Here is a 24,810-nt window from a genome sequence, read left to right on the forward strand (position 1 = left end):
CGCGCATATGAACAACGCACAACAACCCCGGCCACTGGACGGCATCACCGTGGTCAGCCTGGAACATGCCATCGCCGCGCCGTTCTGCACCCGCCAACTCGCCGACATGGGCGCTCGGGTGATCAAGGTCGAGCGGCCGGGCAGCGGCGACTTCGCCCGCGGCTACGACGAACGCGTCAACGGCCTGGCCTCCCACTTCGTATGGACCAACCGCTCCAAGGAAAGCCTGACCCTGGACCTCAAGCAGGACGATGCCAGCGACGTGCTCGACAGCCTGCTGGCCAAGGCCGATGTGCTGGTGCAGAACCTCGCGCCGGGCGCCGCGGCACGCATGGGGCTGTCGTTCGACAAGCTGCACGCGCGGTTTCCGAAGTTGATCGTCTGTGACATCTCCGGCTACGGCGAGGGCGGCAGCTACGAGAAGAAAAAGGCCTATGACCTGCTGATCCAGAGCGAGGGCGGCTTCCTGTCGGTGACCGGCGGCGCGGGTGACGACCAGTTGGCCAAGGCCGGTTGCTCCATCGCCGATATCGCCGCGGGCATGTATGCCTACAGCAACATTCTTTCGGCCCTGCTGCTGCGCGGCAAGACCGGCGTGGGCAGCCGCATTGACGTGAGCATGCTCGAGAGCCTAGTCGAGTGGATGGGTTATCCCCTGTATTACGCATACGACGGTGCCACGCCGCCGCCGCGTGCCGGGGCCGCCCACTCGACCATCTATCCCTACGGTCCGTTCCCTGCTGGTGATGGCGGCACGGTCATGCTCGGCCTGCAGAACGAGCGCGAATGGCAGGCGTTCTGCGAGCGGGTATTGCTGCAGCCCGAACTGGCAGGCGACGAGCGTTTCTCGGCCAATTTCAAACGCTCGGCCAATCGTGAGGTGCTGCGCGGCATCATCGTCGAGACCTTCGCGGCGCTGAGTGCCGAGAAAGTCATCGAACGGCTGGAACAGGCGCAGATCGCCAACGCCCACGTCAATGACATGGCCGGCGTCTGGGCTCATCCGCAGCTCAAGGCCCGCGACCGCTGGCGCCAGATCGACAGCCCCGCCGGCAGCTTGCCCGCGCTGCTGCCGCCGGGCAGCAACAGCGCCTTCACCCCCCGCATGGACCCCGTGCCCGCGCTCGGCGAGCACACCGATGCCCTACTCGCCGAGCTGGGTTATGGCGAGGCGCAGATAGCAGGATTGAAGGTGAGTGGGGTGGTTTGAGGTTGGTCGTTGTGCGGCGGGAGCGGCAGTTCGTTCCCGTAGGATCGGCTGTTGATTATCTGTGGGAGCGGGCCATGCCCGCGGAAAAAACACGGGCATGGACTAGGCGTCCACGCCCGGTCCCACGGGTAAAACAGCGATGTTCGTTCCGCGTTTCTACCGCCATCCATAGCCCAGCATTCCCCTTTGTTCATTCACATTCACGTCAGGGGTCCGCTTCCATGACCACACAAATCATTCGTACCGCGCTGTTCGTTCCGGCTTCACGACCCGAGCGCATCCCCAAAGCCCTGGGCGCTGGCGCCGACGTGGTCATCGTCGACCTCGAAGATGCGGTGCAGGAAAGCCTCAAGGTCGAAGCGCGGGACAACCTCGAGCGCTTTCTGACCGGCAACCCGGAAGCGCGCCTGCTGGTGCGCATCAATTCCCCCGAACACCCCGGCCACGCCGCCGATATCGCGCTGTGCCAACGCCATGGCGGGGTGATCGGCGTGTTGCTGCCCAAGGTGGAAAGTGCCGCGCAAGTGGCGCGCGTCGCCGCGGTCGGCAAGCCGGTCTGGCCGATTATCGAAAGCGCCCGCGGCCTGCACGAACTGCCGGCCATCGCCGCGGCATCGGGCGTCGAACGCTTGTCCTTCGGCGGCCTGGATCTGGGCCTGGATCTTGGCCTGAACAGCGGCACGGCGGCGGCCGAGCGCGTGCTCGACCAGGCCCGCTACGCGATCTTGCTGCACAGCCGCCTGGCCAATCTGGCGGCGCCGCTCGATAGCGTGTTTCCGGCGATTCAGGATCAGGCCGGCCTCGACCGCGCCAGCCGGGACGCCCGCGACATGGGCTTCGGCGGCCTGCTGTGCATCCACCCCAGCCAGGTCGCTGTGGTGCACCAGGCCCTGGCGCCCTCGGCCGAAGAGCTGGATTGGGCGCGCCGGGTGCTGCAGGCCGGAGAGGGTGGCGACGGGGTGTTCGTGGTCGACGGTCAGATGGTCGACGCGCCAGTGCTCGGGCGCGCCCGGCGCATCGTCGCGCGGGCCGGCGGCGCGGGTTGATCCCTCGGGCCGCGTTCGGCACTGCCGAACGCGGCTTTGCACAATCACGAATTCCGCGCCGACCGCGGCGCGTTGTAAACAGGCAACAGGCACGTTCACTACCTACTTACAAAAACAAGATGAGGTACACCCATGCTCAAGCTTTCTCTCAAGGCGCTGGTCTGCGCTGTCGCCGTCTCCATAGCCGGGGGGGCGCACGCCGCCGACTCGGCGCCCATCAGCATCAAGTTCGCCCACGTGGTCGCCGAACACACGCCCAAGGGGCAGGGCGCGCTGATGTTCAAGAAGCTGGCCGAAGAGCGCCTGCCGGGACGCGTCAAGGTCGAGGTCTACCCGAACTCGTCGCTGTTCGGCGATGGCAAGGAGATGGAGGCGCTGCTGCTCGGTGACGTGCAGTTACTGGCACCATCGTTGGCCAAGTTCGAGCATTACGCCAAGCCGATCCAGATCTATGACCTGCCGTTCCTGTTCGACAACATGGAGGCGGTCGACCGCTTCCAGGCCAGTGAGCAGGGCAAGGCGCTGCTGACCAGCATGGAAGGCAAGGGCATCACCGGCCTGGCCTACTGGCACAACGGCCTCAAGCAGCTTTCCTCGAACAGGGCGATGCACGAGCCCAAGGATGCCCGCGGCCTGAAGTTCCGGGTGCAGGCCTCGGCGGTGCTTGACGAGCAGTTCAAGGTGCTGCGCGCCGCGCCGCGCAAGATGAGCTTCGCCGAGGTCTATCAGGGCCTGCAGACCGGTGTGGTCAATGGTACCGAGAACACCTGGTCCAACTACTTCAGCCAGAAGGTCCATGAGGTGCAGCCGTTCTTCACCGAATCCAACCACGGCCTGATCGACTACATGGTGATCACCAACACCAAGTTCTGGAACGGCCTGCCGGAAGACGTGCGCAGCGAGCTGGACAAGATCATGGTCGAGGTTACCGCCGAGGTGAACCGCCAGGCCGATGATCTGAACAAGGAAGCCCGCGCGGCCATCGTCAAGGCCGGCACCAGCGAGATCATCGAGCTGACCCCCGAGCAGCGCGAGAAGTGGCGCGAAGCCATGCGCCCGGTCTGGAAGAAGTTCGAGGGCGAGATCGGCGCCGACCTGATCAAGGCGGCCGAGGCGTCCAATCAGGCGCAGTGATGAAAGGCTGAATCGGTCGAAACACGGGCCGCTTCCCTCGGGAGGCGGCCTTTGTTTTGATGGGCATCGATTGAGAGCGAGGAGCGCCAATGAAGGTCAGCCAGGCTTTGCGTGAGCGTCGTAGTGTTCGCGCCTTTCTCGACCGGCCAGTGCCGCCGGCCTTGCTGCGCGAGCTGCTGGAGCTGGCGGCGCGGGCTCCCTCCAGTGGCAACCTGCAGCCCTGGCGCATTCATATGCTGCAGGGCGATGCGCTGAAGCGTTTCGTCGCACATATCGCCGAGCGGCTGACGAGCGATCCGGAGCCCGATCCGGCGGATTATCAGGTTTACCCGCAGCCCCTGCAGGAGCCTTATCGCACCTCGCGATTTGAGGTGGGCGAGCAGATGTATGGGCTGTTGGGCATCGGCTGCGAAGACAAACCCGCACGCCTGGCCTGGTTCGCCCGCAACTTCCGTTTTTTCGAAGCGCCCTGTGCGTTGTTCTTCTCGGTCGACCGTTGCATGGGGCCAGGGCAGTGGGCCGATCTGGGCATGTACCAGCAGAGCCTGATGCTGCTGCTCAAGGAGCACGGCCTGGACAGCTGCCCGCAGGCCTGCTGGGCGCGTTATCACCGCAGCGTCGAAGAGTTTCTGCAGCTCCCGGCCGAACGCATGCTGCACTGCGCCATTGCCGTGGGCTATGCCGACACCGAAGCGCCGGTCAATCGACTGGTCAGCGAACGGCTGCCGCTGGAAGCGTTCTGCACTTTTCTGGAGTGAGCAGGGAAGAGCGACCAGAACTGAAGTAACCCCGGGTGTCGCTTCGCTCGACGCCAGGTTACCGACCATAGTCTGGTTGAGCCTGCGAAACCCGGGAACGATCTCGCGCTCAACCCTCGGCTACATAAATCCCCTGAACCCGCCCCACACCCGAGAGTCAGTCTCCTATCGCTGATTATTTCAAAGTATGTCTGTCGTTGATGTCGAGTATTACAAAATGTAATTGGGCTGATCGCTGCCTGGGCAGTAACCTGCATGGCATTCACTGCCTGGGCAGGTAATTGCCGATGCCGCATTTCGACCGCGAACATTTTTCGCTGCAGCACTCACCCGGCCACCTGATTGCGCTGACCAATCAGCTCAAGGATCGCCTGCTGGAACGCCACCTGGTGGATCACGGCGTAACCGCCGCGCAATTCAAGGTGGTGCTGTTGATCAGCCAAAGTCGGGTCAGCACGCCCGCCGATCTGGTGAGGCTGCTCAGCCTCGACAGCGGGGCGATGACCCGCATGCTCGACCGCCTGGAGCAGAAAGGTCTGCTCACCCGCGAGCGCAGCCATGAAGACCGCCGCCAAGTTCGCCTCACGTTGACTGAAGTCGGCGAAGCCCTGGGCGTGCGAGTGCCGCAGATCGCCGCCGACGCCACCAACGAGCTGACCGGCTGCCTGACCCGCGCCGAACTCGACGAATTCCAACGCCTGATGAAAAAGATGCTGATGGCCGCCGACGCTTTGCCAGAGCTGCCAGGAGAATGATGAACACCATGCCGTTGCGTACGCCTTTATCCCTGCTTTTCAGCGCCCTGTTGCTGGCTGCCTGTGCCTCTCAGGACGGCCTGCACACCGAAGGCCACACCCTCGACGCCGCCAGTCTGCAAGGACATACCTTCACGGGCAACCTGTCGACGGCGGCCTGGCCGGCAAGCGACTGGTGGAACCGCCTGGGCGATCCGCAGCTCAACGCGCTGATCGATGAAGCCCTGCGCAGCAACCCGGACCTGCAGGTCGCCGATGCCCGTGCGCGCCAGGCCAATGCCGCCGTGCTGGCCGCCGATGCGCAACGCCAGCCGACCTTGGATGCCAATGCCGGCGTCACCCGCTCGCGCCTGGCACGGGTCGACGACCCCAGCGGGCAGGGGCGGCGCTATAGCACCTTGCGTAGCCTGTCGCTGGAAGGTGGCTATCACTTCGACTTGTGGGGCGGTGATCGTGCCGCCTGGGAAGCGGCCCTGGGCCGTGCCCGTGCCGGCGAGGTGGACCAGCAGGGCGCGCGCCTGACCTTGGCCGCCGAAGTGACCCGCGCCTACAACGACCTCGGTCTGGCCTACGCCACCCGTGATCTGGCCGAGCAGGACCTCAAACGCAGCCGCGACATGCTCGATCTGGCGCGCAGTCGGGTCGATGCGGGCCTGGATAGCGAATACCAACTGCAGCAGACTCAGAGCCTGGAAGCCGCCGCCGAAGCCAGCCTGACCGCCGCCAATCAAACGGTCGACAGCGCGCGCATTCGTCTGGCAGTGATGCTTGGCCAGGGCCCGGATTGTGGGGACACGCTACCGCGTCCGCAGCTGATTGCCCCGGATGCCATGAGCCTGCCGGCCAACGTGCCCGCCGAACTGCTCGGCCGTCGCCCAGATCTGGTCGCCGCGCGCTGGCGCGTCGAAGCGGCCACCAAGGACATCGCCGCCAGCAAAGCCGACTTCTATCCCAACCTCAACCTGAGTGTGGCGGCCGGCAGCAAGTCACTGCTAGGGGATGCCGTTTTCGGTGGCGCTAGCCGTTTCTTCAATATTGGCCCGGCGCTTAGCCTGCCAATCTTCGACGGTGGCGCCCGCCGCGCCGCGCTTGCCGGGCGTAACGCCGACTACGACGTAGCCGTGGCCCAGTACAACCAGACCCTGGTCGGTGCGCTGGGCGATATCGCTGACGGCATCAACCGCATTCGCTCTCTGGAGCAGCAGATCGCCCAGCAGCAACGGGCCCGTGACATCGCCCGCAGCTCTTACGACATCGCCATGCAGCGCTACGCCGATGGCATCGGCAATTACCTCGACGCGCTGAGCGTCGAGCAACAGCTGCTGCAGAACGAACGACAACTGGCCAGCCTGCGTGCCGAGCGTATCGACGCCTCGGTGCTGCTGATGCAGGCCCTGGGCGGCGGCTTCGAAGCGCCTGCTCAATCATCCACTTCCGCACGCTGAGTACTCGCCATGACCGACTCTCAAGCCACCTCCGCCAACCCGAATTCGGGCAAGCGCAAACGCCTGTTGCTGGGCCTGGGCCTTATCGTTGTTCTGGTCAGCGCGGCCATCTTCGCCTACCACGAGCTGTACGGGCGCTTCTATGAAGAAACCGACGACGCCTACGTCGGTGGCAACCAGGTGCAGATCACCCCGCAGATCACCGGCACTGTCACCCGTATCGCCGTGGATGACGGCGACTATGTCGAAGCCGGCCAGCCCCTGGTCTGGCTCGACCCGGCCGATACTGAAGTGGCCCAGCAGAGCGCCGAGGCCAACCTGGCGCGTACCGTGCGCCAGGTGCGCGGGTTGTACAGCAACGTCGACAGCTACAAGGCCCAGGTGGCCTCTCGCAAGATCGACGTGCAGCGTGCCAAGGCCGACTACCAGCGCCGCGTGACGCTGGCTGGCAAGGGCGCGATCTCCCGTGAAGAGCTGGCCCATGCCCAGGACACTCTCAACAGCGCACAGAGCGCCCTGACCTCGGCCCAGCAGCAACTCGACACCAACCAGGCACTGGTCGACGACACCGTGATCGCCTCACACCCGGACGTGAAGAGCGCCGCCGCGCAGCTGCGTCAGGCGTTCCTCAACAACGCCCGCAGCACCCTGGTGGCGCCGGTCAGCGGCTACGTAGCGCGCCGTTCCGTGCAGCTGGGGGCACGCATCCAGCCCGGTACCGCGCTGATGGCCGTGGTACCCCTGCATGAGGTGTGGATCGACGCCAACTTCAAGGAAACCCAGCTGCGCGAGATGCGCATCGGCCAGCCGGTGACCGTCGAGGCCGACCTGTACGGCGATGACGTGACCTACCAGGGCCACGTGGAAAGCCTTGGCGTCGGTACCGGCAGCGCCTTCTCGCTGCTGCCGGCGCAGAACGCCAGCGGCAACTGGATCAAGATCGTGCAGCGCCTGCCGGTGCGCATCCGCCTGGACGACGAGGCGCTGGAGAAGCATCCGCTGCGCATCGGCCTGTCCACCACGGTGACCGTCGACCTGCATGACCAGAGCGGCGCCCAGCTGACCAACCAGATGCCCAAGGAGGCGCGCTTCAGCACCGCCGTTTACGACGCTCCAATGGGCCAAGCCGACGCGCTGATCGAGCGCATCATCCACGACAACGGTCCGCAGAACGCCGCTCCGGCGAAGCAGGGCTGACATGAGCGACGCCAATTTCCGTCCGGCCAGCATGTTGCTGGCCACCATCGGCATCTCCCTGGCGACCTTCATGCAGGTGCTCGACACCACCATCGCCAACGTCGCCCTGCCGACCATTTCCGGCAACCTGGGCGTCAGCTCGGAGCAGGGCACCTGGGTGATCACCTCGTTCGCCGTGTGCAACGCCATCGCCTTGCCACTGACCGGCTGGCTGGCGCGGCGCTTCGGCGAGGTGAAACTGTTCCTCGCCGCGGTGGTGCTGTTCGTGATCACCTCGTTCCTGTGCGGCATCGCCCGCTCGATGCCCGAGCTGGTGGTGTTCCGTGCCCTGCAGGGGCTGGTCGCCGGGCCGCTGTACCCGATGGCGCAGACGTTGCTGCTGGCGATCTTTCCCAGCGCCAAACGGGGCATGGCCCTGGCGTTGCTGGCGATGGTCACGGTGGTGGCGCCGATCATCGGGCCGATCGCCGGTGGCTGGATCACCGACAGCTACAGCTGGCCGTGGATCTTCTTCATCAACGTACCGATCGGCATCCTCGCCACCCTGGTGGTCTGGACGCAGATGCGCAACCGCCCGGAAACCACCGAGCACCAGCCCATCGACTACGTCGGGCTGATGCTGCTGGTGCTCGGCGTCGGCGTGCTGCAGGTGGTGCTCGACAAGGGCAACGACCTGGACTGGTTCGAGTCGACCTTCATCCAGATCGGCACCGCGATTTCGGTGGTGTCGCTGATCGCGCTGGTGATCTGGGAGCTGACCGACAAGCACCCGATCATCAACCTGCGCCTGTTCATGTACCGCAACTTCACCTTCGGTACCCTGGCCCTGGTGCTCGGCTACTCGGGCTTCTTCGGCATCAACCTGCTGCTGCCCCAATGGCTGCAGACCCAGCTGGGCTACACGCCGATCTGGGCCGGGCTGGCAGCGGCACCGATCGGCATCCTGCCGCTGTTCCTGTCGCCACTGGTGGGCAAGTACGCCCACAAGTTCGACCTGCGCCTGCTGGCCGGCGGCTCGTTCTTGGTGATCGGCGCCTCGTGCTTCATGCGCGCCTCGTTCAACACCGAGGTGGATTATCGGCACATCGCCGAGGTGCAGGTGTTCATGGGCCTGGGGATCGCGCTGTTCTTCATGCCGACCACCAGCATCCTGCTCTCCAGCCTGCCACCCAAGGACATCGCCGACGGCTCGGGCCTGGCCACCTTTCTGCGCGTGCTGGGCGGCAGCTTCGCCTCGTCGCTGACCACCTGGATCTGGCACCGCCGGGAGATCTACCATCACGCCCAGCTGACCGAGCACGTCACGGCTTATGACCCGGCCACCCACCAGTACCTGGAACAGCTCGGCGGCGCCTCGCAATCGGCCTACATGCAGATCGACCGGGTGGTGGAAAGCCAGGCCTACATGCTCTCCACGGTGGACTACTTCACCCTAATGGGCTGGCTGTTCTTCGGCCTGATCCTGATCATCTACCTGGCCAAACCACCGTTCTCGGCCAAGGGCGCGGCAGAGTCGGGTGGTGGGCATTGAGGGGCACTGATCTACTTAGTGTCGAGCGCCGCTTCACTGGGCAGCCCTTGGTGCGCAAGTATCAACGGCATGCGGGCCTAATGTCCTATCCAAGCTCCATCTGCGCCGGGATCAGCGGCGCTTGACGGCGCCACCGGCTGCCGTAGACTCCGCCGTATTCGACAGGGAGTCATCTTTCTATGTGGTCTTCTCGAGCACTTGTCTTCGGATGCTGTGTGGCTGTTTTAGGCGCACATGCGCAGTCCCCAACCGATACAGATCCACTGCTGGAAAACCACTCGCTAGAGGACGAAAGTGCATCTGTCGTTCAGGCGCGAGGGGTGTTGCGTGCGCGTGACCAGGCTGTGCTTGCCAGTGAGTTGGCAGGACGCATCATTGAGTTGCCTTTCACTGAAGGAGAACCTTTCAAGAAGGGCGACAGCCTGGCTCGTTTCGATTGTTCGGCCTACCAGGCACAACTCAACGCTGCTCAGGCGGCCAGCCGTGGAGCCAATGAGGAGTTGGCGCACAATCGGCAGTTGGCATCGCTCAATTCGGTCGGTCGATTCGAGGTTGCTCGGGCCGAGGCGCGCCTTGCAGAAGCCCAGGCCCAGGCTCAGGTTTATCAGGTTCAGACCAAGCGCTGTAGCGTAATCGCGCCCTATGATGGGCAGGTGGTAGCTCGCAAGGTGCAGCGTTATGAAAGCGTGGCAGCGGGTGCGCCATTATTGGAGATTGTCGATAACCGTACGCTGGAGATTCATCTACTCGTCCCATCGCGCTGGATGGGCAAGCTCAAGCCGGGACAGACATTTACGTTCGTTCCCGATGAAACCTCGAAATCGCTGACGGCAACAGTCAAACGCCTCGGCGCGCGCATCGACGAGGGCAGTCAGACGTTGCTACTGGTTGCCAGCTTACCGAAAAGTGATGAGCTACTGGCCGGTATGAGCGGGACCGCACACTTCCCGGAGCTTAAGTGAACGCTTCCGTACCGGGCGTGGTGGAACGGGTCTTTGCCCAGTTTCTTGACCTCGAACGTCTGACCCGCGCTGCCCGCTCGACCGATCAACTGGCTTACAGCCTGGTGAATGATGGTCAGCCGCTGTTTGGTTTTCGTCATGCCGCGCTGGTGATTGCCGGCAAGGTGCGAGCGGTGACCGGTGTCAGTGTGATCGATCCCAATGCGCCCTTCGTCGCGTTCGTCGAGCATGCAGTGGCGCAGTTGTTCAAGCAGCAGAAGGCCAAACCGGCCAGTGTTGTGGCCATGGACTCGCTCAGCGCTTCTGTGCGCGAAGACTGGCAAAACCTGTCGGCAATCCATGTGTTCTGGCTACCGTTGCTGGATCACAAGGGGGACGTGTTCGGCGGCCTGTGGCTGGCCCGCGACAAACCCTGGGTTGCGCCCGAGCAGGTTCTGCTTTCGCAACTGGGTGATACCTACAGCCATGCGTGGCTAGCGTTGCAGCCACGCAAGCCCTGGCGTCTGCGCTGGAGCCGCAAGCGTCAGGCCCTGCTGGTCGCTATTGCGTTGCTGAGCTTGTTGATCCCGGTTCGCCAGTCGGTTCTGGCACCCGCCGAAGTCGTGCCGTTGGCCGGTCGTGTGGTGGCTGCGCCGCTGGACGGTGTGATTGCCGAATTTCTGGTAAAGCCTAACCAGCCTGTCAAGACCGGCGACCTGCTGGTGCGTTTCGAGAACACGACGCTCAAGGCCCAGGCCGATGTTGCAGAGCGTACCCTGGGGGTTGCCGAGGCCGAGCTGAAAGCCAATTCGCAGCGGGCCTTTGCCGATGCCGAGTCAAGTTCCAAAGTCGATTTGCTGGCCGCGCGTGTCGAGCAGAAGCGGGCAGAGCGCGATTACGCTCGTGAGCTGCTCAAGCGCAGTGAAGTCCATGCCGAGCGTGACGGAATTGCGGTTTTCGCCGATGCCCAGCGCTGGACAGGCAAACCGGTCCAGACCGGCGAACGTCTGCTGGAAATCGCTGATCCGTCCCAGGCCGAGCTGCGTATCGAACTGGCGGTAGGTGATGCCATTGCTCTTGAGCCGGATGCAGAAATTGCTCTGTTTCTGGACAGCGACCCCTTGCATCGTCATTCCGCACGTCTGGAGCGTGCGGCCTATGAAGCACAGCCGACTCCTGGCGGTCAGCTGGCTTATCGTCTGGACGCTACTTTCCTGGATTCACCGCCTCCGCGTATCGGTTTGCGTGGCACCGCCAAGGTCTTTGGCGAACGTGCGCCTCTGGCGTTGTATCTGTTGCGCAGGCCCCTGGCTGGTCTGCGTCAAAGCGTAGGCCTGTAAATGGCGCTGCCCAGCCTGCGGGCGGATCTGCAACTTACTTCTGCGGCCCCTGCACTCGACGGGTCGCCGCGCTGGACCCTGGCCGATCCCATACAAGGCCGTTACTTCAAGCTTGGTGCTCAGGCTATCCGGCTGTTGCGGCACTGGTCGCTGGGTGATCCTGAGCAGGTGCTGCAGGCGGCCAATCGTGAGCCCGGTCTGCCGCTGGGCGATGACCAAGTGCAAGAACTGCTGATCTTTCTGCGCAGCCATGACCTTATCGCCTCGACTGATCCGGATCAGCGCGCCAGCTACGCCTACAAGGCCCAGGCTTCGCGTCAGGGCTTGTGGAAGATGTTGCTGCATCAATACCTGTTTTTCCGTATTCCCCTGTGGCGTCCGGATGCATTCCTCAACCGCGCCTGGCCCTGGATGAAGCGTTTTGGTCCCAGCATCCTGCGCTATGGCCTGCCTGCCACGCTGATGCTCGGGGTGTTTCTGGTGGCGCGGGATTGGCAGCGTTTCATCGGCACCTTTCCGCACCTGTTCAGCCTTGGCGGTGCGCTGGCGTTCGGCGTGGCACTGTTTTTTGCCAAGCTCTGTCACGAGTTTGGCCATGCCTTCATGGCCAAGCGGGCCGGGTGTCGCGTGCAGAGCATGGGTGTCGCATTCATGGTGCTGCTACCGTTGTTCTATACCGATGTCAGCGATGCCTGGCGAGTGAATGACCGACGCGCCCGCCTGTTGATCGGCGCAGGCGGTGTGCTGGCGGAAATGCTGCTGGCCTGCATCGCGCTGCTGGCCTGGTCATTGCTGCCCGACGGGCCTGCACGCACGGCCGCTTTCATGCTGGCCAGTGCAACATGGATAACCACTGTGTTGGTCAATCTCAACCCGTTCATGCGCTTCGATGGTTACTTCCTGATCAGTGACCTGTGGCAAGTGGATAACCTTCAAGGGCGGGCCTTCGCCCTGTGCCGCTGGCGCTTGCGCGAAGCGCTGTTCGGTTACGGCCTGCCAGCGCCCGAGCCATGGACGCCCGCCATGCAGCGGCGTCTGCTGTGGTGGGGTTATCTGTCCTGGCTGTGGCGTGCGGTGCTGTTTTTCGGGATCGCGCTGGCGGTCTATCACCTGTTCTTCAAGCTGCTGGGGATCTTCCTGATGTTGGTGGAGCTGGGCTGGTTCATTTTTCTGCCGATCTTCAAGGAAGCGCGTCACTGGTGGGGGAATCGCGAGCAGGCCCATATGCCGCGTGTGCTGCTCAGTGCTGCCGGGCTTCTGGCGCTGGTGTTGCTGCTGGTGGTGCCTTGGCAAAGCAGTGTCGAACTGCCGGTCATGCTGGAGGCGGGCAGGGTGACTGCCCTGCATGCTCCTGTCGCCGCACGGGTCAGGCAGGTGAACGTGCAGGACGGCCAGACGGTGGAGCAGGGCGCAGTGCTGGTGGAACTGGAGTCGCCGGACGTGGAGTCGCGCCAGGCCATCGTGCGTCGGGAAATCGAAATCCTGCAATTGCAGATACGGCGTCAGGCTGGGCGCAGCGAGACGGTCGCCGATGTCGGCATCATCGAGCAGCGTCTGGCCAGTGCCGTGGCGGAATATCGAGGTCTGGGAGCCCAGCGCGAGCGTTTGCTGGTACGTGCACCCCAGGCCGGTCAGGTTCGCGACCTCATGCCGCAACTGGCTCCGGGCCGCTGGGTTTCGACCCAGACACCTCTGGCCCGTATCGTCGAAGGTGGCACGCGCATTCGCGGGTATCTGGCCGAAGATGCTTTGTGGCGTATCACGCCGGGTGACAAGGGACGTTTTATCGCTGACGACCCGATGCGTCCTTCGTTGCAGGTCGAGTTGCTGGATGTGGATGCCAACGGCGTGTCTTATCTGGATCAGGAAGCCCTGGCATCCGATCACCATGGGCCGATTGCCGTGCACCGTGACGAAAACCAGCGTGCAGAGCCGGTGCAGGCGCAATACGGGGTGCGCCTGAAGGTGGTGGATGATATTGAAGCGCCAACCCAGCCATTGCGCGGGGTTGCGGTGTTGCAGGGTCGAAGTGAATCGTTGCTAGGGGCAACCTGGCGCCGGTTGGCGGCCCTGGGGATTCGTGAAAGCGGTTTCTGAAAAAAGTGGTTTCCAGGGAAAGAGGACGAGACTGATGTTGAACAGTGCAGACGGGCTTGAAGTCAGGCCTTCACGTGATACGGACAGCCTTTTCATCCAGTCGCTCTATCATTCGGCCAGGCCCGATTTGCAACTGATCGATGGCGAGCGTGATCTGGTGGAGGAGGTGATCGCCCAGCAGTTTCGCGTGCAGGAAGTCGGCATGGGCGGTGAGTTTCCCAATGCAATGCATTACGTGATCGAAAAGCTTGGCACCCTGATCGGCGCGCTGGTGGTGGACTTCGGCCGCAACGAAATCCGCGTGTTGTATCTGGCGTTCATACCGGCAGCGCGTGGCAAGGGTTACGGACGCACGGTGCTGAAAGGTGTACAGCAGGCCGCCGAAAAGGTCTGTTGCCCGGTGGCGACGGTGGTCTGGGCCAATAACCTCCACGCGCGCCAGCATTATCTGGCGCTGGGGTTTCAGGTCGAGGAACGGGATGTGGCGGCTGAGCGCCTGGTCTGGTATCCGGGCCAGGCCAAGGTAGGCTGATCAGTTGAAGCTGATGCAGTAATACGCCAGGTTTGCATCGCGCCCCATGGGCGGTACGCGGGAAACAAAGATCTCTTCCAGTCTGCCCAGTTCCGGCAGTTCGAGGGCGCACAGGCCATCGACGAAGGTGCTGGGCTCTAGTGAATTGAGGCTGATGCTGAAGGGTAAGCGCCGGTTGTTGGACAGGCGCGCCAATGGTTTTTCATCGATGGATGAGATGGCGATCGGTAGCTGACTGCCATCGTCCAGTTGAAGCGAGCATGTGCTGCCCAGCAGCGAACGAAAATGTTCGACGGTAATGTTTTGCAGCATGGAGTGACTCCGGGGAGGGGAAGAGCCCATTGCTGGGCTCAAGATGAATCAGTCATTTCTTGTAGGGAAAAGACCCTGCAGGGCAATGCTGAAGTTCACGACCAGAAAAGGGTTCATGCTGTCGAGAGGCTGGCTGCCACCGACTGGCTGCATGGTACCGGTGATGGCGGTCGAAACACCTTTCTGCACGATAGGCGCGTCGGTTCCCAGGTCTGGTGCAAACATGTTGGCGGAAGTCGGGCCGGCTGTTGTGCCTCCGACATAGCAGTTGGTGGTTGTTGGCACGATGGAGCCGGCGGTGCTCGGCTTGGCGCCCAGATTGATGGTGGTTGTCGCTGTCAGGGCGCTCATCTGGTGTACGTGAGCCGGCATGTTGGCGATGGCGACCGTGACCTTTTCAACGCCCGACGCGGTGCCGATCACTCGGTTGGTCAGGTTGAGGCCGGTTCCCTGGTTGATTGGCACCCGGCCTTGAAGGTTGGGCAGCATGAAGTTCTGTGATGCATTGCCGCCATAAATGACGCCTAGCAACGCGTACAAGGCGTTGTATTGGCTAATGTTTAGCGTCTGGCCGTTACATTGCGCCCAGCCATTGGGTGCAAACGGGAAGCCGAACGTCATGATCGAGCCCATGAAAACTTCCATATTTTTCCGTCCTTCGTATGCCGTGGGGTATGCGTGAGTCACTCAGGCGTTGGCCAGCAGTGACATACGACAGCGTAGACGCTGTTTCATGAGCTGCATGCTTTGCACATGAAGGTCGTGATTGAAATATTTTGATGTGATGTGCCGACTCCGATGGTTCTTTTTCAGCCCCCTGCAGAAAAATTACAAATAGAGTTTTCAGCGTTTTTTGTCGACCGTTCGTCTGATGGCTTTCACTCAAAAAACAGCAAAGCCCTGAAAATAAAGGCTTTTATATGGAATTGAGCTTGTTTGATTACGATGGGGCTAAATTTTAGGGAACTAATGTCGAAGTAATACTATGCGTCTACATTTTGTTACGTTAGGCTGAAGTCGGTTTCCACAGGGACAGGAACAGACAGGGGAAAAAGGATGCACGATTTCCATTTCATATCGGGTCTGCCACGCTCGGGTTCCACTCTGCTGTCGGCTATTCTTTTGCAGAACCCACGTTTTCATGCCGGTATGAGTAGCCCTGTTGCATCGCTGTTTTCCAGTGTGCTGGGCCAGTGTAGTGCTGGTAGCGAATTCGCCTCCGTCATCGATACCGATGCTCGCCGCCGCCTGCTGCGCGGGATCTTCGATAGCTATTACGCCGACAAGACCGACAAATCCATCGTCTTCGATACGAGCCGCGGCTGGTCTTCGCGCCTACCTGCTTTGATGGATCTGTTCCCCGAATCCAAGGTGATTGCCTGCGTGCGCAATGTGGCGTGGATCATGGACAGCATCGAGCGTGTGTATCGCAATAACCCCTTCGAGAACACCAAGCTGTTTGTCGATGATGCCGAGCGCAACACCGTCTACAGCCGGGTCGAGACCCTTGCGCAACGCAATCGCCTAGTGGGCTTTGCCTGGGCATCGCTGAAAGAGGCCTATTACGGCGAGCATGCCGATTCGCTGCTGCTGATCGATTACGACCTGCTTTCCCAGGCACCGGAGCGGGTCATGCGTCTGGTGTATGAATTCATTGGCGAGCCTTGGTTTGCACACGATTTCAACAACCTGTCCTATGACGCGCCGCAGTTCGACGATGCTTTGGGTGTCTCCGGTCTGCACAAGGTAAAACCCAGGGTTGCCTTCGAGAGCAGGCATACGATCCTGCCGCCTGATCTGTTCGAGCAGTACTCAAAGTTGTCGTTCTGGAACGACGGTTCGGCGAGTGCCGCCAACGTCATTCGTATGAAGTCAGACGCTGCGGTCAGCTGATCGCAGTCCCCCCTATCCGTGTACAACGTTCGATCTCGGGTGAGCAGCATGTGGTGGAGCAAGAAAAAGTCGCCGACTGTACAGCGGGCACCTTCGGGTGTGAAATCTTCCGCTTCCCCGATGATAATGTTCCTCGAACCGCGGATGCTGTTCGATGGCGCTGTGGCCGCTACGGTTGCTGATGCTGCGCAGTCCGACAGCCAGGCGACGAGCGAGGCTGCCAAACCCACCGATCAGGCTGGCGCCAAAGACAGCAGCAGCGACAGCCATGCGCAATCGGCTGCTACGGCTGATATCACCACTACGCCAGCTGCCGCGGCAGGCAATACCGTGGTCTTCGTCGATTCCCGGGTCAAGGATGCCGACAGCCTGCTCGCGGGTGTTGCGCCCGGGGCTCAGGTGGTCATGCTCGATGCCACCAAGGACGGCCTGCAACAGATCGCCGACTATCTGGACTCCCACCAGGGTGTGAGTTCGGTGCAGATCATCGCTCACGGTAACTCGGGCGATCTGTGGTTGGGCAACAGCTATCTTTCCGCTGACAACATCGCTCAGCGCAGCGCCTTGCTGGCCGAAATCGGCAATGACATGGTCGCAGGCGGCGATATCCTGATCTATGCCTGTAATACCGCCGAGGGCGAGTTGGGCCTGAGTTTCGTCGACTCACTGGCAAGCCTCACCGGGCGCGACATCGCTGCATCGACCAACCGCACAGGCGTAGGCGGTGACTGGACGCTGGAGATCGCGACCGGCAGCATCGAAAGTGTCAGTGCCCTGTCCCAGCAGGCGATGAATTCTTACGAGTGGGGCCTAGCGACTTTCACCGTCACCTCCAACAGCAACACCGGCGCAGGCACCTTGCGTGCAGCCCTTGCCGCTGCTCAGAACGGCGATATCGTGACGTTCTCCAGCAGTATGACAATCGCGCTCGACTCCCAACTGGTGGTCAACCGGAACATCACCCTCGATGGCGACCTGAACAACGACGGCGTGGCTGACGTCACGCTGGACGGTCAGAACAAAACGAGCGTGATCCGGGTCACTTCCGGCACGACGGCCACCTTTGACGGCCTGATCATCACGCGAGGCCTGGCCAGCACCGCAGGTGCCAGTAGTGGCGCAACTATCTCGGCAAACGATGCGCTGGGCGCAGGTATCAACAACGCCGGTAACCTCACGCTGCGTAACGTCAGCGTCACTGGAAACACGGCAGCAGGCGGTGGTGGTGGCGGTGGTGTGCTGTCGCCGAACGTCGGTGGCGGTGGTGGTGGTGGCGGTGGTATCGGTGGCCAGAATGGTGCTGCGGGTGGTGGTGCCGGCTCCTATAGTCCGTCATCCCCTTCGGCCAATACGGGCGGTAATGGCGCGGCCTTCAGCACCATCTATTTCGGTGGGCGTGGTGGTAACGCAAGTGGTGGCGGTGCTGGCGGCTTGGGCGCGCCTTATGGCTACACCAATGGTGGTGCCGGTGGCACGGCATCTTCCGGCGGGCGGACCATCGGCGGTGGTGGCGGCGGCTCGGGTTTTGACGCAAACGGCGGTAGAGGCGGATCGGCGGCAGGTGGTATCTACAACGCCGCCAGCGGCACCCTGACGATCATCGGTACTTCGGCCATCAGCAGCAACATCGCCGCAGGCGGTGGTGGTGGCGGGGGTGGCACCATCGGCGGCAACGGAGGCCGGGGTGTCGGTGCCATCTGGAACAGAGGCACGCTCAACATCACCGCGGCCAACAATGCGGCGATGACGGGTAACATAGGCGCCAGCGGTGCGGGCGGCCAGGCAACCAGCGGTGGCTCGAACGGCACTTCGCCAACGGCCGTCAACAATATCTTCAACGACAGTGGCACGCTGAACGTCACCTATAACGCCGACGTTACTGCACCCACCATCTCCAGCATCGTGATTGCCAACCCGTCCATGGGTTCGGGTGGCACATCTGCTGTGACGTTCACCTTCAGTGAGCCGGTGTTCGGCCTGGATATTTCCGAGATTGTCGTTCCAAACGGCACGCTGACTAACCTCACGACCACCAACAACATCACCTGGACTGCCACGCTGACGGCGGCCAGCAATGTCGGGGACGCGAGCAACGCCATTACCCTGGCCGGTTCTACCGTCCAGGACTCTGCGGGCAATATAGGTACGGGCACCGGGACGTCCAACAACTATGTGGTCAGTGATACCGTCGCTCCGACAGCGTCTATCGTGGTGTCTGACAATTCGCTGATCTTTGGCGAAACCTCGCTGGTCACCATCACGTTCAGCGAAGCGGTAACCGGGTTCAGCAACGCTGATCTGTCGGTTGCCAACGGTACCCTGACCGCAGTAAGCAGCAGTGACGGTGGTGTGACCTGGACCGCGACGCTGACGCCGAACTCCGGTACGAACAGTGCGACCAACGCGATAAACCTCAGCATGACCGGCGTGCAGGATCTGTCGGGCAACTCGGGTAGTGGCACGACCTCATCGAACAACTATTCAATTGATACTGTCCGACCGGTTTCCACTGTCGTGGTCTCCGATACGTCCTTGAGTATCGGTGAAACTGCGCAGGTCACCTTTACGTTCAACGAAGCGGTGAGCGGTTTCGGCATTGCCGACATTACCGTGCAGAACGGTACCTTGAGTACTCCGACCACCAGCAACAATATCGTCTGGACGGCCACGTTTACGCCGACTACCAACATTACTGATGCCACCAACGTCATCAGTGTGGACAACACAGGTGTAACCGATGCGTCAGGCAATCTCGGGGCTGGTACCTCCAACTCCAATAACTATGCGATCGACACCTTGCGGCCGACATCTTCTATTGTCATGTCGGACACTGCTCTCTCAGTCGGTGAAACCTCAGTGGTCACCATCACGTTCTCTGAGGCCGTGACCGGATTCAGCAATGCCGACCTGACGGTCCCCAATGGCACGTTGAGTGCTGTCAGCAGCAGCGACGGCGGTGTTACCTGGACGGCGACCTATACGCCCAATATCAACGTCTCCGACAGCACCAACATAATCACGCTGAATAACAGCATGGTGACAGATCTGGCCGGTAACGCCGGGGCCGGTATAACCAACTCACTCAACTTCACCATCGATACCCTCCAGCCGACAGCTACCATTGTGGTGTCGGACACTGCATTGAGAATCGGTGAAACCTCGCTGGTGACCATCACGTTCAGCGAGGCGGTCACCGGTTTCACCAATGCCGACCTCAACGTTGCCAATGGCACCCTGAGCGCAGTCAGCAGCAGCGATGGCGGTGTGACCTGGACCGCAACCCTGACCCCGACGGCCAACCTGACTGACGCCACTAACCTGATCACGCTGGATAACACCGGGTTCTTCAACGGCTCAGGCAACTCGGGCAGCGGCACGACTGTTTCCAACAACTACGCCATCGATACCGAGCGTCCGACCGCGACCATAGTCGTAGCCGACAACGCCCTGACCATCGGTGAAACCTCGCTGGTAACCATTACCTTCAGCGAAGCCGTGACCGGTTTCACCCTCGCGGACATTACCGTGAGCAACGGTACACTCAATGCGCTCAGCAGCAGCGATGGCGGTGTGACCTGGACAGCGCTATTCACGCCTGCGGCGAATATCACCGATAGCACTAACGTCCTCACGCTTGCCAATACCGGTGTGTCCGATGCTGCAGGCAACGCGGGCACGGGTACCACCGACTCCAATAACTACGCGATCGACACTTTGCGCCCGACTGCGGCCATTACCATGGCAGATGCTGTGCTTTCGGTCGGTGAAACCTCATTGGTCACCATCACGTTCAGCGAGGCCGTAACCGGGTTCACCAATGCCGACCTGACGGTCCCCAATGGCACCTTGAGCACAGTCAGCAGCAGTGATGGCGGTATTACCTGGACGGCGACCTATACGCCCGATATCAACGTCTTCGACACCACCAACCTGATCACGCTCGATAATTCTGGCGTAGCGGATCTGGCTGGCAACTCCGGGAGCGGTTCGACCAACTCGCCAAACTTCACCATCGATACCCGGCAACCGACTGCCACCGTTGTGGTATCGGACACTGCGTTGAGAATCGGTGAAACTTCGCTGGTCACCATTACGTTCAGTGAGGCGGTAACAGGCTTCACCAATGCCGATCTGACGGTTGCCAATGGCACCTTGAGCGCGGTCAGCAGCAGCGATGGCGGTATTACCTGGACGGCAACCCTGACGCCGAACACTGACCTGACCGACGCCAGCAACGTGATCACGCTGGATAACACCGGGTTCTTCAACGGCTCAGGCAACTCGGGCAGCGGTACGACCGTCTCCAACAACTACGCCATCGATACAGAACGTCCGACCGCGACCATAGTAGTGGCCGACAACGCTCTGGCCATCGGTGAAACCTCGCTGGTGACTATTACCTTCAGCGAGGCGGTGACCGGTTTCACAAATGCCGACCTGACCGTTGCCAGCGGCACCCTGAGCGCCGTCAGCAGTAACGATGGCGGTATCTCCTGGACCGCTACTCTGACACCGACTGCCAACATCACCAGCGCCACTAATGCCATCGCCCTGAACAATGCGGGTGTGACCGACCAGGCAGGTAACGCGGGCACTGGCGTTACGACATCGGGCAACTATGCCATCGACTCTGCACGCCCGACTGCGAGTATCGTTGTGTCGGACAGTACCCTGACCGCTGGCGAAACTTCACTGGTGACTATCACCTTCAGTGAAGCGGTGAGTGGTTTCACCAATAGTGACTTGAGCGTGGCCAATGGTTCTTTGAGCACTGTCAGCAGCAGCGACGGCGGTATCACCTGGACAGCGACTTTCATGCCGGCCAACAACATTGCCGATACCACCAACCTGATCACGCTGGACAACACCGGTGTGACAGATCTGGCTGGCAATACGGGCACCGGTACGACCAACTCCAACAACTACACCATCGACACGGTGCGTCCGACTGCAGCCATCGTGGTGGCTGACAACGCGCTGCGAGTCGGTGAAAACTCGCTGGTGACCATTACCTTCAGCGAAGCGGTGACCGGCTTCACCAACGCCGACCTGACCGTAGCCAACGGCACCTTGAGTGCAGTCAGCAGCAGCGATGGCGGTATCACCTGGACCGCAACCCTGACGCCGACCGCAAACGTGAGCGACGCCACCAACCTGATCACGCTGGATAACACCGGCATTGCCAATGCCTCCGGCAACATCGGCAGTGGCACGACCGTCTCCAACAACTACGCCATCGATACAGCGCGTCCTACCGCGAGCATCGTGGTTGCTAACAGCACGCTGGGCATCGGTCAGACCTCGCCAGTGACCATCACCTTCAGTGAAGCGGTCACCAACTTCGACCTGTCTGACCTCAGCGTAGCCAACGGTACGCTGTCGAACCTGGTCAGCAGCGACGGTGGCATTACTTGGACTGCAACCCTTACGCCAACGGCGAATATCAGTGATGCGAGCAACTTCATCGTCATGGACACCAGTAATGTCACGGATCTGGCGGGCAATGCCGGCTCCGGTGTCATCAACTCGGCCAACTATGTCATTGACGGTCAGGCTCCGAGTCTTGCGAGTATCGTAATTGCCAACCCGAACCTGACCACGGGTCAGACCACTCAGGTGACCTTCACCTTCAGCGAGCGTGTCACCAACTTCGATCTTTCGGACCTCAGCGTAGCCAACGGTACCCTGTCCAACCTGGCCAGCAGCGATGGCGGTCAGACCTGGACTGCCACCCTGACCCCAGCAGCGAATACAGTAGATCCCAGCAACTTCATCACCCTGGACAGCAGCGGTGTGACGGACCTGGCAGGCAATGCCGGCATGGGTATCACCAATTCTGGCAACTACTCGATCACAACCCTTTCCCAAGGTGGCGATCCACAGTTCCGTATTACCGATTCTGTGCCGCTGACCAGTCAGCCGAACCTGCCATTGCAGCCTTCGCTGTTTGGCCCGCCGACCGGAAACCTGGGTTCGCCACTGAGTTTCGCGCCGCTGTTCGAGCAACGCACAACGGGCGGCAGCCTGCCACCGGTAGGCAATATCTTCATCAGCAACGGCGCGCTGGCTCCGAGCTTCATCGCGCAGGTCTTCGCCTCTGATGCCCTTGGCAGTAATGCAGCGTCCAGCGGCGGTTTCCTGGGCTTGGGTCATGGGGAAGGCGGTGTGTTCGGCAATAGCACATTGGCGACGCTCTTCACTCGCGAGTCCTCTACGGACGCCTCGACGCAAGGTACGTTCGACGGTGGCAGCAGTCGTAGTTTGGGCGATTCGTCACAAGGCATTCGCGGCAGCTTTGGTGCGCTGACTCTGGAGCAGCAACTTCAATTGCTCAATGAAGGCGAGCAGAAACAACTGCATGAACTAGCATGGGCTTTGGGGACAGCCGGTATTAGTGCTGTGCAGGCTTGAATAGAGTTTGGATCCTGCGCTGGTAAAGCTGGCGCTTAAATAAGATGAGTAGCCAGGGCGGTCACAAGGATGAAAAAGAGTCAAAAGCTGTTCAGCGTAAGCCTGCTGGCGCTGGTGGTGAGTGGTTGTGCCGTCACCAGTGACCCCATTGACCGTGGCCTCAGTGAGCAGCGGGCGCAAAGCGATTTGCAGCAGATGTACAAGGATCAAGAGCCTCTCAATGGGCCATTGACTTTGCATGAAGCGATGGCGCGCGCGGTCAAATACAATCTCGAAGCGCGTCTTAAAATCATGGAAGAGGCCCTTGCCAAGCGGCAACTTGACCTTGCCAGTTTCGATATGCTGCCGCGAATGGCCTTGTCTGCAGGCTACGCCGGGCGAAGCAATGTCAGTGCTTCCAGCAGTGAAAGTGTCGAGACCGGTACCCAGTCTCTGGAACCTTCGACTTCCCAGGATCGTAGTCGCCGTGTGGCCGACCTCACCATGGTCTGGAACGTGCTCGATTTCGGCGTCAGTTATATCAGCGCCAAGCAACAGGGCGACCAGCGCCTGATCGTTGAAGAGCGCCGTAGAAAGGTAGTAAACACCATCGTTCAGGACGTACGCTCAGCCTATTGGCGTGCAGTGGCTGCCGAACGTTTGCTCAGCCAGATCGACAGCTTGATGGCTCGCGTCGAACAGGCTCAGGGCAACAGCCAGGCAATGAGCGCGCAGCGCGTTGGCGACCCGATTCAGGCACTGGGTTATCAGCGCTCATTGATTCAGGCTACACGCCAACTTGAGGAACAGCGCAAAGCGTTATCGCTGGCGAAAACCGAGCTGGCAACCCTCATCAACCTGCCTTTGGGCAGTGAGCTGACCCTGGCGACTTCGGACGATTACTCGATCCCGGAGTTGAGGGTCGACATGGCCACGCTGGAACAAGAAGCGCTGGCCACTCGCCCTGAATTGCGCGAGCAGGATTATCTGACCCGCATCAGTTCTGCCGAAACTCGCAAGGCAATGCTGCGTTTGCTACCGGGACTGGAGTTCTCTGCTGGCGGTCATTACGACAGCAACTCCTTTTTGGTCAACGACAAATGGGCCGACATGGGCGTAAAGGTCACCTGGAACCTGTTCAACGTGATTTCTGCACCAGCCTCGATCAATGTGGCGAAGGCCGGCGAGGAGGTAGCGGCCGCACGTCGTCAGGCCATGTCCATCGCTGTGCTGGCGCAGCTTTATGTTGCCAATGCCAACTATCGCGAGTCGCTGCGTCAGTTCAAGACCAGCCAGCAGTTGTCGGATATCGATGGCGAAATCGTGGGCCAATTGCGTAATCGTTTCAGCTCCGCCGGCATCGGTGAGTTGGAACTGATTCAAGGCGAACTCAATAATCTGCAAGCCAGCCTGCGCCGGGATTTGGCGTATGCCGATTTACGTAATGCCTATGGGCAGGTATTCGCCAGTGCCGGCCTGGATCCATTGCCATCCGAAGTATCATCGACTCAGGTCGGAGCCATTGCCGGGGAGCTGAAGGCCCGGGAACTGCAGTGGGAGCAGGGTAATATCGGGCGCGCAGTGGTAAGCGGTGTTGACGCTCAATAATCTTCAAGCGCCTCAGATCAGCGTTAGTCGTGGTCAGCGCGAAGCCGCTAATGGTCACCGTGCAACTGCTATTTTGCTGACCGGGTTGCCAGCAGCAGGTAAGTCGACACTGGCCCAGGCTCTGCATGCCGAGCTATTCAAGCTTGGTATGCAGAGCACCGTTCTTGACGGTGATGCTCTGCGCAGCACTTTGAACGCGGACCTTGGTTTTAGCGAAACCGAGCGAAGGGAGAATGTTCGCCGCACCAGCGAGCTTGCCGCGTTGCTGATTGACAGCGGTCAGATAGTGATCATGGCTCTGATTGCACCCCTTGCCGATCAGAGAGCGCTGTTCGCGCAGCGTTTGGGACGCGACTATCACGAGGTCTGGTGCAGTGCACCACTGGACATTTGCGAACAGCGTGATCCGAAGGGGCATTATGCTCGTGCTCGTTGCGGCCAACTGCCTGGTTTCACCGGAGTATCAGCGGCTTATGAAGTACCTCGCGATCCAGCATTAGTCGTTGATACGGGCCGAGCCTCGGTCAACGACTGCACTGTGCAATTGCTCACCTGGTTTCGCACTTGCGAAATAATCGTTTGATCACGGGTTTATCCTCCCAGTTAGGGCGCGAAGCTGGC

18 protein-coding genes are annotated in these 24,810 nt (G+C 61.1%); 16 read left to right on the top strand and 2 right to left on the bottom strand.

The features are described from left to right. Positions 1-7 precede the first annotated feature (7 nt). The 12 genes from FB481_RS12540 to FB481_RS12595 all read left to right on the top strand — a co-directional run bounded on the left by FB481_RS12540 (position 8) and on the right by FB481_RS12595 (position 13,986). Entirely contained in the window at positions 8-1,210 is a 1,203-nt protein-coding gene (locus FB481_RS12540; RefSeq protein WP_147176590.1) for a CaiB/BaiF CoA-transferase family protein, read from the top strand. Between the two features lie 221 nt (positions 1,211-1,431). Then, positions 1,432-2,256 (top strand): CoA ester lyase, encoded by an 825-nt coding sequence (locus FB481_RS12545; protein WP_147176591.1) that lies wholly within the window; start codon positions 1,432-1,434, stop codon positions 2,254-2,256. A gap of 132 nt (positions 2,257-2,388) precedes the next feature. After that, positions 2,389-3,390, top strand: coding sequence for a TRAP transporter substrate-binding protein (locus FB481_RS12550; protein WP_147176592.1), 1,002 nt, complete (start codon positions 2,389-2,391; stop codon positions 3,388-3,390). A gap of 89 nt (positions 3,391-3,479) precedes the next feature. Then, positions 3,480-4,148: a nitroreductase gene (locus tag FB481_RS12555; protein WP_147176593.1), complete on the top strand. Its 669-nt coding sequence runs from the start codon at positions 3,480-3,482 to the stop codon at positions 4,146-4,148. Positions 4,149-4,435: 287 nt separating this feature from the next. Then, the gene (locus FB481_RS12560) at positions 4,436-4,903 is read left to right on the top strand and encodes a MarR family winged helix-turn-helix transcriptional regulator (protein ID WP_093501298.1); all 468 of its coding nucleotides are present in this window, start codon (positions 4,436-4,438) and stop codon (positions 4,901-4,903) included. Next, on the top strand, positions 4,903-6,348 hold the full coding sequence (locus FB481_RS12565) for an efflux transporter outer membrane subunit (RefSeq protein WP_178109875.1): 1,446 nt from the start codon (positions 4,903-4,905) through the stop codon (positions 6,346-6,348). Before FB481_RS12560 ends, FB481_RS12565 begins: the two co-directional genes overlap by 1 nt. Positions 6,349-6,357: 9 nt before the next feature. After that, positions 6,358-7,545: an efflux RND transporter periplasmic adaptor subunit gene (locus FB481_RS12570; protein ID WP_147176594.1), complete on the top strand. Its 1,188-nt coding sequence runs from the start codon at positions 6,358-6,360 to the stop codon at positions 7,543-7,545. A 1-nt stretch (position 7,546) separates the two neighbouring features. After that, positions 7,547-9,076, top strand: coding sequence for a DHA2 family efflux MFS transporter permease subunit (locus tag FB481_RS12575; protein WP_013791743.1), 1,530 nt, complete (start codon positions 7,547-7,549; stop codon positions 9,074-9,076). 179 nt (positions 9,077-9,255) lie between these two features. Next, the gene (locus FB481_RS12580; protein ID WP_147176595.1) at positions 9,256-10,038 is read left to right on the top strand and encodes an efflux RND transporter periplasmic adaptor subunit; all 783 of its coding nucleotides are present in this window, start codon (positions 9,256-9,258) and stop codon (positions 10,036-10,038) included. Continuing rightward, positions 10,035-11,357, top strand: coding sequence for an efflux RND transporter periplasmic adaptor subunit (locus FB481_RS12585; protein ID WP_147176596.1), 1,323 nt, complete (start codon positions 10,035-10,037; stop codon positions 11,355-11,357). Before FB481_RS12580 ends, FB481_RS12585 begins: the two co-directional genes overlap by 4 nt. Continuing rightward, positions 11,358-13,454 carry an HlyD family efflux transporter periplasmic adaptor subunit gene (locus tag FB481_RS12590; RefSeq protein WP_147176597.1) on the top strand — a complete coding sequence of 699 codons (2,097 nt, stop codon included), beginning with the start codon at positions 11,358-11,360 and terminating at the stop codon, positions 13,452-13,454. It begins immediately after the preceding gene. Between the two features lie 34 nt (positions 13,455-13,488). Beyond that, complete coding sequence (locus FB481_RS12595) at positions 13,489-13,986, top strand: GNAT family N-acetyltransferase (RefSeq protein ID WP_147176623.1); 498 nt, start codon at positions 13,489-13,491, stop codon at positions 13,984-13,986. Here the strand turns inward: FB481_RS12595 and FB481_RS12600 are convergent, their stop codons facing one another. Further along, complete coding sequence (locus tag FB481_RS12600) at positions 13,987-14,298, bottom strand: hypothetical protein (RefSeq protein ID WP_147176598.1); 312 nt, start codon at positions 14,296-14,298, stop codon at positions 13,987-13,989. A 48-nt stretch (positions 14,299-14,346) separates the two neighbouring features. Beyond that, positions 14,347-14,943, bottom strand: coding sequence for a phage tail protein (locus tag FB481_RS12605; protein WP_147176599.1), 597 nt, complete (start codon positions 14,941-14,943; stop codon positions 14,347-14,349). A 411-nt stretch (positions 14,944-15,354) separates the two neighbouring features. Between FB481_RS12605 and FB481_RS12610 the strand changes: the two genes are divergently transcribed. From FB481_RS12610 to cysC, 4 genes are all read left to right on the top strand, one after another. Beyond that, positions 15,355-16,191: a sulfotransferase gene (locus FB481_RS12610; protein ID WP_147176600.1), complete on the top strand. Its 837-nt coding sequence runs from the start codon at positions 15,355-15,357 to the stop codon at positions 16,189-16,191. Positions 16,192-16,335: 144 nt separating this feature from the next. Further along, positions 16,336-22,602: an Ig-like domain-containing protein gene (locus tag FB481_RS12615; RefSeq protein ID WP_147176624.1), complete on the top strand. Its 6,267-nt coding sequence runs from the start codon at positions 16,336-16,338 to the stop codon at positions 22,600-22,602. An 87-nt stretch (positions 22,603-22,689) separates the two neighbouring features. Beyond that, on the top strand, positions 22,690-24,189 hold the full coding sequence (locus FB481_RS12620) for a TolC family protein (protein ID WP_178109880.1): 1,500 nt from the start codon (positions 22,690-22,692) through the stop codon (positions 24,187-24,189). Next, a complete protein-coding gene (cysC, locus tag FB481_RS12625; protein WP_147176602.1) occupies positions 24,173-24,772 on the top strand; it encodes an adenylyl-sulfate kinase in 600 nt (199 codons plus the stop codon). The genes FB481_RS12620 and cysC overlap by 17 nt, the downstream gene beginning before the upstream one ends. Positions 24,773-24,810: the final 38 nt, after the last annotated feature.

Origin of the sequence: Pseudomonas sp. AG1028 (genome assembly GCF_007993955.1) — a bacterium.
Classification (GTDB): domain Bacteria; phylum Pseudomonadota; class Gammaproteobacteria; order Pseudomonadales; family Pseudomonadaceae; genus Aquipseudomonas; species Aquipseudomonas straminea.